10 protein-coding genes and 1 pseudogene are annotated in these 14,112 nt (G+C 70.1%); 8 read left to right on the forward strand and 3 right to left on the reverse strand.

Annotated elements, in window-relative coordinates:
* Together STRTUCAR8_RS49580 and STRTUCAR8_RS12655 are read right to left on the reverse strand one after the other, a co-directional pair.
* Nucleotides 1–511, reverse strand: a pseudogene (locus STRTUCAR8_RS49580) (glycine dehydrogenase (aminomethyl-transferring)); the annotation flags it as partial.
* A gap of 109 nt (nt 512–620) precedes the next feature.
* Nucleotides 621–1,730: an ADP-ribosylglycohydrolase family protein gene (locus STRTUCAR8_RS12655; RefSeq protein ID WP_006376083.1), complete on the reverse strand. Its 1,110-nt coding sequence runs from the start codon at nt 1,728–1,730 to the stop codon at nt 621–623.
* Nucleotides 1,731–2,012: 282 nt separating this feature from the next.
* On the opposite strand from STRTUCAR8_RS12655, the gene STRTUCAR8_RS12660 reads away from it, so the two are divergent.
* The 3 genes from STRTUCAR8_RS12660 (at nt 2,013) to STRTUCAR8_RS12670 (ending at nt 9,186) form a co-directional block, all read left to right on the forward strand.
* Entirely contained in the window at nt 2,013–2,744 is a 732-nt protein-coding gene (locus STRTUCAR8_RS12660) for a VIT1/CCC1 transporter family protein (RefSeq protein WP_006376081.1), read from the forward strand.
* A gap of 363 nt (nt 2,745–3,107) precedes the next feature.
* The gene (gltB, locus tag STRTUCAR8_RS12665) at nt 3,108–7,733 is read left to right on the forward strand and encodes a glutamate synthase large subunit (protein ID WP_006376089.1); all 4,626 of its coding nucleotides are present in this window, start codon (nt 3,108–3,110) and stop codon (nt 7,731–7,733) included.
* A complete protein-coding gene (locus STRTUCAR8_RS12670; RefSeq protein ID WP_006376087.1) occupies nt 7,726–9,186 on the forward strand; it encodes a glutamate synthase subunit beta in 1,461 nt (486 codons plus the stop codon). The genes gltB and STRTUCAR8_RS12670 overlap by 8 nt, the downstream gene beginning before the upstream one ends.
* Nucleotides 9,187–9,304: 118 nt before the next feature.
* On the opposite strand, the gene STRTUCAR8_RS12675 is transcribed toward STRTUCAR8_RS12670, so the two are convergent.
* Nucleotides 9,305–10,147: a chitosanase gene (locus STRTUCAR8_RS12675; RefSeq protein ID WP_006376079.1), complete on the reverse strand. Its 843-nt coding sequence runs from the start codon at nt 10,145–10,147 to the stop codon at nt 9,305–9,307.
* 107 nt (nt 10,148–10,254) lie between these two features.
* On the opposite strand from STRTUCAR8_RS12675, the gene STRTUCAR8_RS12680 reads away from it, so the two are divergent.
* The 5 genes from STRTUCAR8_RS12680 to STRTUCAR8_RS12700 form a co-directional block, all read left to right on the forward strand.
* Nucleotides 10,255–10,974: a vWA domain-containing protein gene (locus tag STRTUCAR8_RS12680; protein ID WP_006376080.1), complete on the forward strand. Its 720-nt coding sequence runs from the start codon at nt 10,255–10,257 to the stop codon at nt 10,972–10,974.
* A gap of 53 nt (nt 10,975–11,027) precedes the next feature.
* On the forward strand, nt 11,028–11,831 hold the full coding sequence (locus STRTUCAR8_RS12685) for an SDR family oxidoreductase (protein ID WP_006376088.1): 804 nt from the start codon (nt 11,028–11,030) through the stop codon (nt 11,829–11,831).
* Nucleotides 11,832–11,847: 16 nt separating this feature from the next.
* On the forward strand, nt 11,848–12,462 hold the full coding sequence (locus STRTUCAR8_RS12690) for a TetR/AcrR family transcriptional regulator (RefSeq protein WP_006376086.1): 615 nt from the start codon (nt 11,848–11,850) through the stop codon (nt 12,460–12,462).
* Between the two features lie 37 nt (nt 12,463–12,499).
* On the forward strand, nt 12,500–13,657 hold the full coding sequence (locus STRTUCAR8_RS12695; RefSeq protein ID WP_006376084.1) for an acetyl-CoA C-acetyltransferase: 1,158 nt from the start codon (nt 12,500–12,502) through the stop codon (nt 13,655–13,657).
* A gap of 116 nt (nt 13,658–13,773) precedes the next feature.
* The coding region (locus STRTUCAR8_RS12700; RefSeq protein ID WP_044472089.1) for an SDR family NAD(P)-dependent oxidoreductase at nt 13,774–14,112 on the forward strand (339 nt) is incomplete at its 3' end.

Raw genomic sequence — 14,112 nt, forward strand, 5'->3', positions numbered from 1 at the left:
CGAACCGCTGGGTCGTCCCGACCGCGATGTCCGCGCCGAGCTCACCGGGCGGGGTGAGCAGCGTCAGCGCCAGCAGATCGGCGGCCACGGTGACGACGGCGCCGAGCCCGTGGGCCTGCTAGACGACCGGCTTCAGGTCGCGTACGACACCCGAGGCGCCCGGGTACTGAAGCAGCACACCGTTGATCTCACGGCCCGCGATGTCGTCCGGAATGCCCGCGCTCAGGTCGGCGACGACGACCTCGACGCCGGTGGGCTCGGCCCGCGTCTCGATCACGGCGATGGTCTGCGGCAGGGCGTCCGCGTCGACGAGGAAGAGCCCCTTCTTGTTCTTGCCCATGCGCCGCGACAGCGACATCGCCTCGGCGGCCGCGGTGGCCTCGTCGAGCAGCGAGGCACCCGAGGTGGGCAGCCCGGTGAGGTCGGCGACCATGGTCTGGAAGTTCAGCAGCGCTTCGAGGCGCCCCTGCGAGATCTCGGGCTGGTACGGCGTGTAGGCGGTGTACCAGGCCCCCCCGAACCCCCGCTCCTCAACCGCCGGAGGGGCTGAATCGGACCCCGGAGGGGCTGGAGTGGAGACCGGAGGAGATGAAGGGGGGTGCTCGTGTCCTCGGGTCGGGTCACCCCCGGGCCTCCGTTTCGGGGGTCGGGGTGGGGTCCGGGGCGAGGATGTACGCGGTTCGGTCCGGGGCGGGATCTTGTACGACCGGCTTCGTGGCGCCCCATTTGCCGCCCTCGCCCGGGGTCAGCAGTTCCGCGATGTCGAGGATGTGGTGGCCTGCCATGGAAGGGAGGCAGGTGCCGCGGGCCGGGCCGATGGCCTGTGCCCACTCGGGCGGGATGGCCGAGGCGCCCCGGGTCGCGCCTGCCAGGGCGCCCGCCACCGCTGCCGTCGTGTCCGCGTCGCGGCCCATGTTGACGGCTGTCAGCACCGATTCCTCGAAGTCGCCGTCGGCCGCCGCGTACGCGCCGAAGGCGAGGGCGACCGCCTCGGGGGCCAGGTCGGTCCAGGGATAGCCGCCGATCACCACCGCGGAGCGGACCGCGCGTTCGCCCCGGTGGGCGACGGCGACCGCCCGGCGCAGGGAGCGTGCCGTCCAGGAGTCGTCGGGGACCACCGCCAGCGCGGAGGCCACCACCGCGATGGTCGGCGCGCCCGCCATCGCCGCCGCCACGCCCGCCGCCACCGCCTGGCCGCCGTAGATGCCCTCGCCGTCGTGGCTCACCGAGCCGTCGATCGCCACCAGGCGGGCGGCCTCGACCGGGCGGCCCGCCGCGAAGACGCCGAAGGGCGCCGCCCGCATGGCGAGACCGTCGCTCCAGGCGTGCCGGTGCTGGGCCGAGATGGGCGCCGCGAGACCCCGGCGCAGGTTCTCCAGCGTGCCGCGTTCACTGAAACCGGCGCCACGGAAGGGGCCCTCGTCGAGGTCGGCGATCCACTGGTGCCAGGCCGCCTCCACATGTGCCGGAGTGAGGGCAGAGCCGTGCCGGGCGAGGAGGAGGCCCGAGAAGATCGCGTACTCCGTGTCGTCCGTCCCGGCGGGGTTCTCGGCCACGTAACCGGTGATGCGGCCCCAGCGGGCGCGGATCTCGGAGGGCTTCATGTTCTCGGCGGGGGCGCCGAGCGCGTCCCCCACGGCCAGGCCGAGCAGGGCGCCACATGCCCTGTCGCGGAGCAGGGCGGCGTCCTGGGGCGCCGGGACCGAGGGAATGCAGGCGATCGATGCCATACGCGGCCTCTCCTCCGGAGGGTTCCGGGAGCTCCATCGAGGGGGAGCGGAACCCTTTTCGGAACTGTCCCACCGCAGAGGTTCCCCCGAGCCTCAGGCGCCCCAGCGTCACCCGGTCGACATTTGTGCGACCACCCCCACGGATGAGCGAAGGCCGCGAATGTGCAGGTGAGGGCAGCCTCTCCTTGCTGGCGGGAAGGGAATTCGGGGCGTACTTTTAGTGTTGTCGAGAACTGGAATCAGTCTAAATCCGGTTCGGAGTCGAGCGAGTTGAGGGACGGCATGGCCATCATCGAGACCGAGGCGGCGCTGCACGAGGCGCACCGCGACAACCACACCCACCGGGATGTCACCGGAGGGTGGTTGCGGCCGGCCGTCTTCGGGGCGATGGACGGGCTCGTCTCCAACCTCGCCCTGATGACCGGTGTCGCGGGTGGGGCGGTCTCGCATCAGACCGTCGTCATCACCGGGCTCGCCGGACTTGCCGCCGGCGCCTTCTCCATGGCCGCCGGCGAGTACACCTCCGTCGCCTCGCAGCGTGAACTCGTCGAGGCCGAACTCGCCGTCGAGCGGCGGGAGTTGCGGAAGCACCCGAAGGACGAGGAGCGTGAGCTCGCCGAGCTCTACGAATCCCGGGGCGTCGAGCCGGAGCTGGCCCGTGAAGTGGCCCGGCAGCTCTCGCGCGACCCCGAACAGGCGTTGGAGATACACGCCCGTGAGGAGCTGGGCATCGACCCCGGTGACCTGCCCTCGCCCTCCGTCGCCGCGGTGTCCTCCTTCGGGGCGTTCGCGCTGGGCGCGCTGCTGCCCGTACTCCCGTATCTTCTGGGGGCGACCGCGCTGTGGCCCGCCGTGCTGGTCGCGCTCGTCGGACTCTTCGCATGCGGTGCGGTGGTGGCCCGGGTGACCGCACGGAGCTGGTGGTACAGCGGGCTGCGACAGCTCGCGCTGGGCGGCGCGGCGGCCGGTGTGACGTACGCCCTGGGCAACCTGTTCGGTGCGGCCGTAGGATAGGTGATCGTGCACTTATGCGATGGGCCGCATAAGTAGCCGTTACTCGCTGGTTTCGAACGCTTAACCACCGGGCATGAGCCGTAAGCGCTGTGGGCAATGAAGCCTGCGGCGCATCCGCGGGGCGGGCGACGACGCTCTCCTCGCCATGGGTCGAGGGGCACTGATCTGTCCGCTTCGGCCCCCATTGCTTCCACTGCGGCGCGGTCACCACACCGCGCACCGCAGTGTCCGCATGTTGGTACGCGATATCCAGTTCCCGAGAATCGCCCCATCATGTAACCTGCGTGAAATTTTGCACTCCAAGAGGGCCAACGTCGTCCCTCGGCTTAATGCATATGCCACACAACGACGACGGGAGAGCCGATGCGTACGCCGCGCCAGCCGTCCCAGCATTCCGAGAATGGCCAGAAGTGGTCCTTCATGGATGCTCGCCCTGCTGCGCAGGGTATGTACGACCCCCGCAACGAGCACGACGCCTGTGGCGTCGGCTTCGTGGCCACCCTCACCGGCGAGGCGAGCCATGCGCTGGTCGAGCAGGCGCTCACGGTTCTTCGCAACCTGGAGCACCGCGGCGCCACCGGCTCCGAGCCCGATTCCGGCGACGGCGCCGGCATTCTCTCGCAGGTCCCGGACGCGTTCTTCCGTGAGGTGACCGGATTCGAGCTGCCCGAGGCCGGCTCCTACGCGGTCGGCATCGCCTTCCTCCCGGAGGAGACGGCGACCGAGGCGGACCCGACCATCGCCGAGGCCGTCTCACGTATCGAGACGATCGCCGCCGAAGAGGGCCTCACCGTCCTCGGCTGGCGCGAGGTACCGGTCGCCCCCGGCCTTCTCGGCGCCACCGCCCGCTCGACGATGCCCGCCTTCCGGCAGATCTTCGTCGCGGACAGCGCCGCCGTGCCCGCCAAGGGCATCGACCTCGACCGCAAGGCCTTCGCGCTGCGCAAGCGCGCCGAGCGTGAGGTCGGCGTCTACTTCCCCTCGCTCTCCGCGCGGACCATCGTCTACAAGGGCATGCTGACCACCGGCCAGCTGGAGCCCTTCTTCCCGGACCTGTCCGACCGCCGCTTCGCGTCGGCCGTCGCGCTCGTCCACTCGCGCTTCTCCACGAACACCTTCCCGTCGTGGCCGCTGGCCCACCCGTACCGCTTCGTCGCGCACAACGGCGAGATCAACACGGTCAAGGGCAACCGGAACTGGATGGCGGCCCGCGAGTCGCAGCTCGCCACCGACCTCTTCGGCGACCAGGAGAAGATCGACCGGATCTTCCCGATCTGCACGCCCGAGGCGTCCGACTCCGCGTCCTTCGACGAGGTGCTCGAACTGCTCCACCTCGGTGGACGTTCGCTGCCGCACTCCGTGCTGATGATGATCCCGGAGGCGTGGGAGAACCACGCCACGATGGAGCCGGACCGGCGCGCCTTCTACCAGTTCCACTCCACGATGATGGAGCCCTGGGACGGCCCGGCCTGTGTCACCTTCACCGACGGCGTCCAGGTCGGAGCGGTCCTCGACCGCAACGGACTGCGCCCCGGCCGCTACTGGGTCACCGACGACGGCCTCGTCGTCCTCGGCTCCGAGGTCGGCGTCCTCGACATCGACCCCGCGAAGGTCGTCCGCAAGGGCCGCCTGCAGCCCGGCAAGATGTTCCTCGTCGACACCGCCGAGCACCGCATCATCGAGGACGACGAGATCAAGGCCGGTCTCGCCGCCGAGAAGCCCTACGCGGAGTGGCTGGAGGCCGGCGAGATCGAGCTCTCCGACCTGCCCGAGCGCGAGCACATCGTGCACACGCACGCCTCGGTCACCCGCCGCCAGCAGACCTTCGGCTACACCGAGGAAGAGCTGCGCGTCATCATCGCCCCGATGGCCAAGACCGGCGGCGAGCCGCTCGGTTCCATGGGCACCGACTCGCCGATCGCCGCGCTGAGCGAGCGTCCGCGCCTGCTCTTCGACTACTTCACCCAGCTGTTCGCGCAGGTCACCAACCCGCCGCTGGACGCCATCCGCGAGGAACTGGTCACCAGCCTGCGCTCCTCCCTCGGCCCCGCCAGCAACCTGCTGGAGCCGACCGCCGCCTCCTGTCGCAGCGTCACCCTGCCCTTCCCGGTGATCGACAACGACGAGCTGGCAAAGCTCATCCACATCAACGCCGACGGCGACATGCCCGGCATGAAGGCCGCGACCCTCTCCGGCCTCTACCGGGTCAGCGGCGGCGGCGACTCCCTCGCCGCCCGCATCGAGGAGATCTGCGCCGAGGCCGACGCGGCCATCGACAACGGCGCCCGTCTCATCGTCCTGTCGGACCGCCACTCGGACGCCGAGCACGCGCCGATCCCGTCGCTGCTGCTCACCTCCGCCGTCCACCACCACCTCATCCGCACCAAGCAGCGCACCCAGGTGGGTCTGCTGGTCGAGGCCGGTGACGTCCGCGAGGTCCACCACGTCGCCCTGCTCATAGGGTTCGGCGCCGCCGCGGTGAACCCGTACCTGGCGATGGAGTCCGTCGAGGACCTGGTCCGCGCGGGCACATTCCTGCCCGGCAGCGAGCCAGAGCAGGCCATCCGCAACCTGATCTACGCGCTCGGCAAGGGCGTCCTCAAGGTCATGTCCAAGATGGGCATCTCGACCGTCGCCTCCTACCGGGGCGCCCAGGTCTTCGAGGCCGTCGGTCTCGACACGGCCTTCGTCCAGAAGTACTTCAACGGCACCGCCACCAAGATCGGCGGCGTCGGCATCGACGTCATCGCCAAGGAGGTCGCCGCCCGGCACGCCAAGGCGTACCCCGCCTCCGGCATCGCGCCGGCGCACCGCGCCCTCGACATAGGCGGCGAGTACCAGTGGCGCCGCGAGGGCGAGCCGCACCTGTTCGACCCGGAGACGGTCTTCCGCCTCCAGCACTCCACGCGCACCCGCCGCTACGACATCTTCAAGAAGTACACGGACCGCGTGAACGAGCAGTCCGAGCGCCTGATGACGCTGCGCGGCCTGTTCGGCTTCAAGAGCGACCGTCCCTCGATCTCCATCGACGAGGTCGAGCCGGTCAGCGAGATCGTCAAGCGGTTCTCCACCGGCGCCATGTCGTACGGCTCCATCTCCCTGGAGGCGCACGAGACCCTCGCCATCGCCATGAACCAGCTGGGCGCCAAGTCCAACACCGGTGAGGGCGGCGAGGACCCCGACCGCCTGTACGACCCGGCGCGCCGCTCCTCGATCAAGCAGGTGGCCTCCGGCCGCTTCGGAGTCACCTCCGAGTACCTGGTCAACGCGGACGACATCCAGATCAAGATGGCCCAGGGCGCCAAGCCCGGCGAGGGCGGCCAGCTGCCCGGCCACAAGGTGTACCCGTGGGTCGCCAAGACCCGCCACAGCACCCCCGGGGTCGGCCTCATCTCGCCGCCGCCGCACCACGACATCTACTCCATCGAGGACCTCGCCCAGCTCATCCACGACCTGAAGAACGCGAACCCGCAGGCGCGGATCCACGTGAAGCTGGTCTCGGAGGTCGGCGTCGGCACGGTCGCCGCCGGTGTGTCGAAGGCGCACGCGGACGTCGTCCTCATCTCCGGCCACGACGGCGGAACGGGCGCCTCGCCGCTCACCTCCCTCAAGCACGCCGGTGGTCCCTGGGAGCTCGGCCTCGCCGAGACCCAGCAGACGCTGCTGCTCAACGGCCTGCGCGACCGGATCGTCGTCCAGACCGACGGCCAGCTCAAGACCGGCCGGGACGTCGTCATCGCCGCGCTGCTCGGCGCCGAGGAGTTCGGTTTCGCGACCGCGCCGCTCGTCGTCTCCGGCTGCGTCATGATGCGCGTCTGCCACCTCGACACCTGCCCGGTCGGCATCGCCACCCAGAACCCGGTCCTCCGCGACCGGTTCGCCGGCAAGGCCGAGTACGTCGTGAACTTCTTCCAGTTCATCGCCGAAGAGGTCCGCGAGATCCTCGCCGAGCTGGGCTTCCGCACCATCGAGGAGGCCGTCGGCCACGCCGAGAACCTCGACGTGGAGCGGGCGATCACCCACTGGAAGGCGCAGGGTCTGGACCTGGCCCCGCTCTTCTACGTGCCCGAACTGCCCGAGGGCGCGGCGCTCCACCAGGTCATCGAGCAGGACCACGGCCTGGAGAAGGCGCTCGACAACGAGCTGATCAAGCTCGCCGCCGACGCCCTCGCCGCGAACAGCGCGACCGACGCCCAGCCGGTCCGCGCCCAGGTCGCCATCCGCAACATCAACCGCACGGTCGGCACGATGCTCGGCCACGAGGTGACGAAGAAGTTCGGCGGGGCCGGTCTGCCCGACGACACCATCGACATCACCTTCACCGGCAGCGCCGGCCAGTCCTTCGGCGCCTTCCTGCCGCGTGGTGTCACGCTGCGCCTCGAAGGCGACGCCAACGACTACGTCGGCAAGGGCCTCTCCGGGGGCCGGGTGATCGTCCGTCCCGACCGGGGCGCCGACCACCTCGCCGAGTTCTCGACGATCGCGGGCAACACCATCGCGTACGGCGCGACCGGCGGCGAGCTGTTCCTGCGGGGTCGTACGGGCGAGCGGTTCTGCGTCCGCAACTCCGGCGCCACGGTGGTGTCCGAGGGCGTGGGCGACCACGGCTGCGAGTACATGACCGGCGGTCACGCGGTCGTCCTCGGCGAGACGGGCCGTAACTTCGCGGCCGGTATGTCGGGCGGTGTCGCGTACGTCATCGACCTGAACCGCGACAACGTCAACGTCGGCAACGCGGACGCGGTCGAGGCTCTCGACGACTCCGACAGGCAGTGGCTGCACGATGTCGTGCGCCGCCACCAGGAGGAGAGCGGCTCGACGGTCGCCGAGAAGCTCCTGGCCGAGTGGGACGTCGCGGTCGAGCGCTTCAGCAAGATCATCCCCAGCACGTACAAGGCAGTGCTCGCCGCCAAGGACGCCGCCGAGCGGGCCGGACTCACCGAGTCCGAGATCACCGAGAAGATGATGGAGGCGGCGACCAATGGCTGATCCCAAGGGCTTTCTGAACCACGGCCGTGAGGTCGCCAAGTCCCGCCCCGTGGACGTCCGTCTCAAGGACTGGAACGAGGTCTACGTTCCCGGCTCCCTGCTGCCGATCATCAGCAAGCAGGCCGGCCGCTGCATGGACTGCGGTATCCCGTTCTGCCACAACGGCTGTCCGCTGGGGAACCTGATCCCCGAGTGGAACGACTACGCCTACCGCGAGGACTGGACGTCGGCGTCCGAGCGGCTGCACGCCACGAACAACTTCCCGGAGTTCACCGGCCGCCTGTGCCCGGCTCCGTGCGAGTCGGCCTGCGTGCTGGGCATCAACCAGCCCGCGGTCACCATCAAGAACGTCGAGGTCTCGATCATCGACAAGGCCTGGGAGACGGGCGACGTCGCCCCCCAGTCCCCGGAGCGCCTCTCCGGCAAGACGGTCGCGGTCATCGGCTCGGGCCCGGCGGGTCTCGCCGCCGCCCAGCAGCTGACGCGGGCCGGTCACACGGTCGCGGTGTACGAGCGCGCGGACCGCATCGGCGGCCTCCTGCGCTACGGCATCCCCGAGTTCAAGATGGAGAAGCGGCACATCAACCGCCGTATCGAGCAGATGCGCGCGGAGGGCACCCGCTTCCGTACGGGCATCGAGATCGGCCGCGACCTCAAGGCGACGGACCTGCGCAAGCGGTATGACGCGGTCGTGATCGCCGCCGGTGCGACCACCGCCCGTGACCTCCCGGTCCCCGGCCGCGAGCTCAAGGGTGTCTATCAGGCGATGGAGTACCTGCCCCTGGCGAACAAGGTGCAGGAGGGCGACTTCGTGGCCCCGCCGGTCACCGCCGAGGGCAAGCACGTCGTGGTCATCGGCGGCGGCGACACGGGCGCGGACTGCGTGGGCACCGCCCACCGTCAGGGTGCGGCCTCCGTCACGCAGCTGGAGATCATGCCCCGCCCGGGCGAGGACCGGACCCCGGGTCAGCCCTGGCCGACCTTCCCGATGCTCTACAAGGTCACCTCGGCGCACGAGGAGGGCGGCGAGCGCGTCTACTCCGTCTCGACGACCCACTTCGAGGGCGACGAGCACGGCAACGTGCAGTGGCTGCACCTCACCGAGGTCGAGTTCGTCGACGGCAAGCTGACCCAGAAGCCGGGCACGGAGCGCAAGATCCCCGCCCAGCTGGTCACTCTCGCCATGGGCTTCACGGGCACCGACCGCGACAACGGCCTGGTCGACCAGTTCGGCCTGGACCTCGACGAGCGCGGCAACATCGCCCGCGACGCCGACTTCCAGACCAACGTCCCCGGCGTGTACGTCGCCGGTGACGCCGGCCGCGGCCAGTCGCTCATCGTGTGGGCCATCGCCGAGGGCCGCTCCGCGGCTCGCGGAGTCGACCGCTTCCTCACGGGCGCGAGCGACCTCCCGGCCCCGATCCGCCCGACGGACCGTTCCCTGATGGTCTGACGGTCCCCCCAAAGACGTCCCGTACAACGGCGTACGGAACGAATACACCACGGCGCTCGCCACAGTCCCCGACCGGACAATGGCGGGCGCCGCGGCGCGTCCGGCGCCGGAACGGACCTCAGCGGGACACTTTGTACGCGTCCCCGTACACCTTCCACTCCAGCGGTGTACGCAGGTCGAGGTTCCCCTCGTCGAGGAAGCGCCGTTGGGCCGTGTCCACGCGGCTGGTGTTCACGCCCGGCCGCTTGGTCAGCATCGCCGTGCGACGGGCGTCGAGGAACGCGCTCAGGTACGTCTTCTCGTCGCCGCCCTCCGCCGGACTGTCGGCCTCGCGCAGGGCGGAGGCGCGGATGCCGCCCACGCTGAACGGGTCGTTGCCCGGGCCGTGGTAGACCATCGCGTCGTAGTAGACGAACTGGCCCAGCAGGCCCAGCCCGTCGCGGACGGCGAGACGCAGCGCCGGCGCGAAGTAGCCGCTGTCCCGCTTCTCGTCCTGGGCGTCGCGGAAGGCGGCGACCTTCGACTCCTGCTTCCAGGCCGCCGGGAACCCCGGATCCAGCCCCTCGTGCGAGTCCGTGCCGTCGACCTCGCGCAGGGCGGGCAGGTAGGGGGCGAGCGCGTTCTCCGGGTGCTTCTTCGTGTAGTCCTCGACGAGGGTGAGCAGGTCGTGGGTGCCCGTGCAGAACCCGATGATCCCGGCCGTGTAACCCTGCCCGTCGCCGATGTCCTCGACATAGCCGTACGCACTGCGCCAGTCGAGCGTCCCGTTCTCGGCGCTCGCCACGATCTGCTGGGCCAGCTCCTTCTTCGCCGGGTCGGCGAGCGTGACCTCCGCGTCCAGCGAGCCGCTCCTCACCCGCCTGACGTCGGGGCCGCGGGAGTCGTCCGACGCGACGGACAGACAGGCGGTCACCGCAAGGAGCGGCGCGACGGCGAGGAGGAGGACGCCGGGTCGTTTCATGGGGCACAAGGGTACGGGCCGGGGTGCAGAAGGGTCATATGCCGCCCGGGCGACCGTACGGGTGACATACCCTCAGCAGTCCCGTCCGCTCTGAGAGGGAGCCAGGCATGGTGGCGATCAGTCTCACCAAAGTGCAGGAGACCGCGCCTGCGCTGGTCAGCCTCTACAAGAGTGCCGGAGCGGCTGTCGAACGGCACGGGCTCGACGGTCAGCGGGCCGCCGTCTATCTGGTGGTCGACCACTCCGGTTCCATGAGGCCCTACTTCAAGGACGGGAGCGTGCAGGCGCTGGCTGACCGGGTGTTGGGTCTCTCCGCGCACCTGGACGACGACGGGACCGTTCCGGTTTTCTTCTTCTCCACCGACATCGACGCTACGACGGACATCGCGCTCGACAACTACCAGGGCCACATCGAACGGATCGTGACCGGCCTGGGTCACATGGGCAGAACCAACTACCACCTCGCCATGGATGCGGTGATCGAGCACTACCTCGACAGCGGGGCGAGCGACCCCGCCCTCGTCGTCTTCCAGACCGACGGCGGCCCGACCAGCAGACCCGCCGCCGAACGGTACGTGTGCAAGTCGGCGAAGCTGCCGCTGTTCTGGCAGTTCATCGGCTTCGGGGACGCCGGCAGCAAACAGTTCGACTTCCTGCGCAAGCTCGACGAACTTGCGGTGCCGCAGCGGCGGGTCGTCGACAACGCCGGTTTCTTCCACGCGGGTTCGGATCCGCGTGCCGTGTCGGACGACGAGCTGTACGACCGGCTGGTGGGCGAGTTCCCGAAGTGGCTGGTCGCCGCCCGGGCCGAGGGAATCGTCGGCTGAGACGCGCATGGGATCCTCTTCCCTAACAAGTGTTTGGTAGGTACTGTGGGTCCATGGGAGACGTCGACAGTCCGGCGTACGTACCCGGACATGGGCTGCTGAAGGGCCGCACCGCCGTCATCACGGCGGCCGCGGGCGCGGGGATCGGCGGGGCGACCGCGCGCCGGTTCCTCGAGGAGGGCGCGCGGGTGCTGATCAGCGACGCGCACGCACGGCGGCTCAAGGAGTACGAGGAGGAGCTGGCCGGGGAGTTCGAGGGCGTCGGCTCGCTGCCCTGCGACGTCACCGACGAACACCAGGTGCGGGCCCTCTTCGACGCAGCCGTGGAAACGCACGGGCGACTCGACATCGTCGTCAACAACGCGGGCCTGGGCGGCACTTCGACCCTCGTCGACATGACGGACGAACAGTGGTCGAGGGTGCTGGACGTGACGCTGGGCGGCACGTTCCGGTGCGTGCGGGCGGCTCTGCGGGCCTTTCGCGAGAGCGCGTCCGGCGGGCCGGGAGGGCCAGGAGGCGTGATCGTCAACAACGCGTCCGTCGTCGGCTGGCGGGCCCAGGCCGGGCAGGCGCACTACGCCGCCGCGAAGGCGGGCGTCATGGCGCTGACCCGGAGCGCGGCGATCGAGGCCGCGGAGTACGGGGTCCGGGTCAACGCGGTGTCACCGAGCCTCGCCATGCATCCCCACCTCGTGAAAGTGACCACCCCCGAACTGCTGGCCGAACTGACTGCCCGTGAGGCCTTCGGGCGGTACGCCGAGCCCTGGGAGGTGGCCAACGTGATCGTGTTCCTGGCGTCCGGCTACTCCTCGTACCTGACCGGAGAGGTCGTCTCCGTCAGCAGTCAGCACCCCTAGGACCAACAATGGAACCGTGCCTCCTACGAAGAAGAAGCTCCAGGTGACCGCCGCGCCGGCCCGTCGCCGCGAACTCCTCGACACCGCCGCCGAGGTGTTCGCCGAACAGGGCTACAACGCCACCACCGTACGCAAGATCGCGGACCACGCCGGCATGCTCGCGGGCAGCCTCTACTACCACTTCGACTCCAAGGAATCGATGCTGGAGGAGATCCTGCGCACGTTCCTCGACGAGCTGTGGGCCGGGTACGACACCGTCCTGGACGCCGAGTCCGGGCCGCGCGAAACGCTGGAGGCGCTGGTCACCGAGTCGTTCCGGGAGATCGACCGGCACCGCGCCGCCGTCGCGATCTACCAGAAGGAGTCCAAGCAGCTCGTCGTGCAGGAGCGGTTCGCGTTTCTCGCCGACTCGCAGCGCAGGTTCGAGAAGGCGTGGCTGTCCACGCTGGAACGCGGAGTCGCCGCCGACGTCTTCCGCGCCGACCTCGACATCCGCCTCACCTACCGCTTCGTGCGCGACACCGTGTGGGTCGCCGCGTCCTGGTACCGGCCCGGCGGACAGCACAGCCCGGAGGAGATCGCCCGCCAGTACCTGTCGATGGTGCTGGACGGGATCGCCGTACGTGAGTAGCCGTATGTGAACAGCCCTTATACGCGAGGGAGTTGCCATGGCCGAGGCCTACATCGTCGAAGCGGTTCGGACGCCCGTCGGGCGGCGCGGAGGTGGTCTGAGCGGTGTCCATCCGGCGGACCTGGGCGCACACGCGCTGACGGCGCTCATGACGCGGGCCGGGGTCGACCCGGCCGCCGTGGAGGACGTCGTCTTCGGGTGCCTGGACACGGTGGGGCCGCAGGCCGGGGACATCGCCCGCACCTCCTGGCTGGCCGCCGGACTGCCCGAGGAGGTGCCGGGCGTGACCGTCGACCGGCAGTGCGGCTCCTCCCAGCAGGCCGTGCACTTCGCCGCCCAGGCGGTGCTGTCCGGCACCCAGGACCTGGTCGTCGCGGGCGGCGTCCAGAACATGTCGATGATCCCGATCGCCTTCGCCTCCCGCCAGGCGGCCTTGCCCCTGGGGCTCACGGAGGGCCCCTTCGCGGGCAGCGCGGGCTGGCGGGCACGGTACGGGGAACGGCCGGTGAACCAGTTCGCGGGCGCCGAGATGATCGCCGCCAAGTGGGGCATCAGCAGGCAGGACCAGGAGGAGTACGCGCTGCGCTCGCACGAGCGGGCGGTCCTGGCCATCGACGAGGGCAGGTTCACGCGCGAGACCGTGGCCTATGAGGCGGTGACCGTCGACGAGGGCCCGCGCCGGGACACCTCCCTGGCGAAGATGGCCGGCCTGAAGCCCGTCATCGACGGTGGCACCGTCACCGCCGCGGTCTCCTCCCAGGTGTCCGACGGCGCCGCCGCGATGCTGATCGCCTCCGAGCGGGCGGTCCGCGAACACGGGCTGCGGCCCCGGGCCCGCATCCACCATCTGTCCGTACGGGGCGAGGACCCGATCCGGATGCTGACGGCGCCGATCCCGGCCACCGCCCACGCCCTCAAGAAGACCGGCATGTCCATCGACGACATCGATCTCGTCGAGATCAACGAGGCCTTCGCCCCGGTCGTCCTGGCCTGGCTGAAGGAGACGGGCGCCGATCCGGCCAGGGTCAACGTCAACGGCGGCGCGATAGCCCTCGGACATCCCCTCGGCGCGACCGGCGTCAAGCTGATGACGACCCTGCTGCACGAACTGGAGCGTACGGGCGGGCGGTTCGGCCTCCAGACGATGTGCGAGGGCGGGGGACAGGCGAACGTGACGATCATCGAACGGCTTTGAACAGCCCGATGGACAGGCCGGCGGACAGGACGGTGAACGGCACTGGAGGCGGAGCTGGGCACGCCACTGGGCACGGCGCTGGAGACGGTGTCGGGGACGGCGTGGGGAAAGACACCGTGAGTGGTCGTCTGCGCGGGCGGGTCGCCCTCGTCACCGGCGGCACCCGCGGAGTCGGCGCGGGCATCGCCCGAGCCCTCGTCGAGGCGGGCGCGGAGGTGCTGGTCTGCGCTCGCCGGCCGCCCGAAGTCCCCGTGCCCGGCGTGGAGTTCAGGGCTGTCGATCTGCGGGACCGGACTGCCGTGTTCGACTTCGTCGGGCGTCTGCCGCGCCTCGACGTCCTCGTCAACAACGTGGGGGGCAGCCCTTACCGGCCGTTGGCCAGTGGGGATGTCGAGCGGCATGCCCGCGTCGTCGAGCTGAACCTGATCACGCCGCTCACCGTCTCCCTCGCCGCG

Origin of the sequence: Streptomyces turgidiscabies Car8 (assembly GCF_000331005.1) — a bacterium.
In the GTDB taxonomy this organism is placed as follows: Bacteria; Actinomycetota; Actinomycetes; order Streptomycetales; family Streptomycetaceae; genus Streptomyces; species Streptomyces turgidiscabies.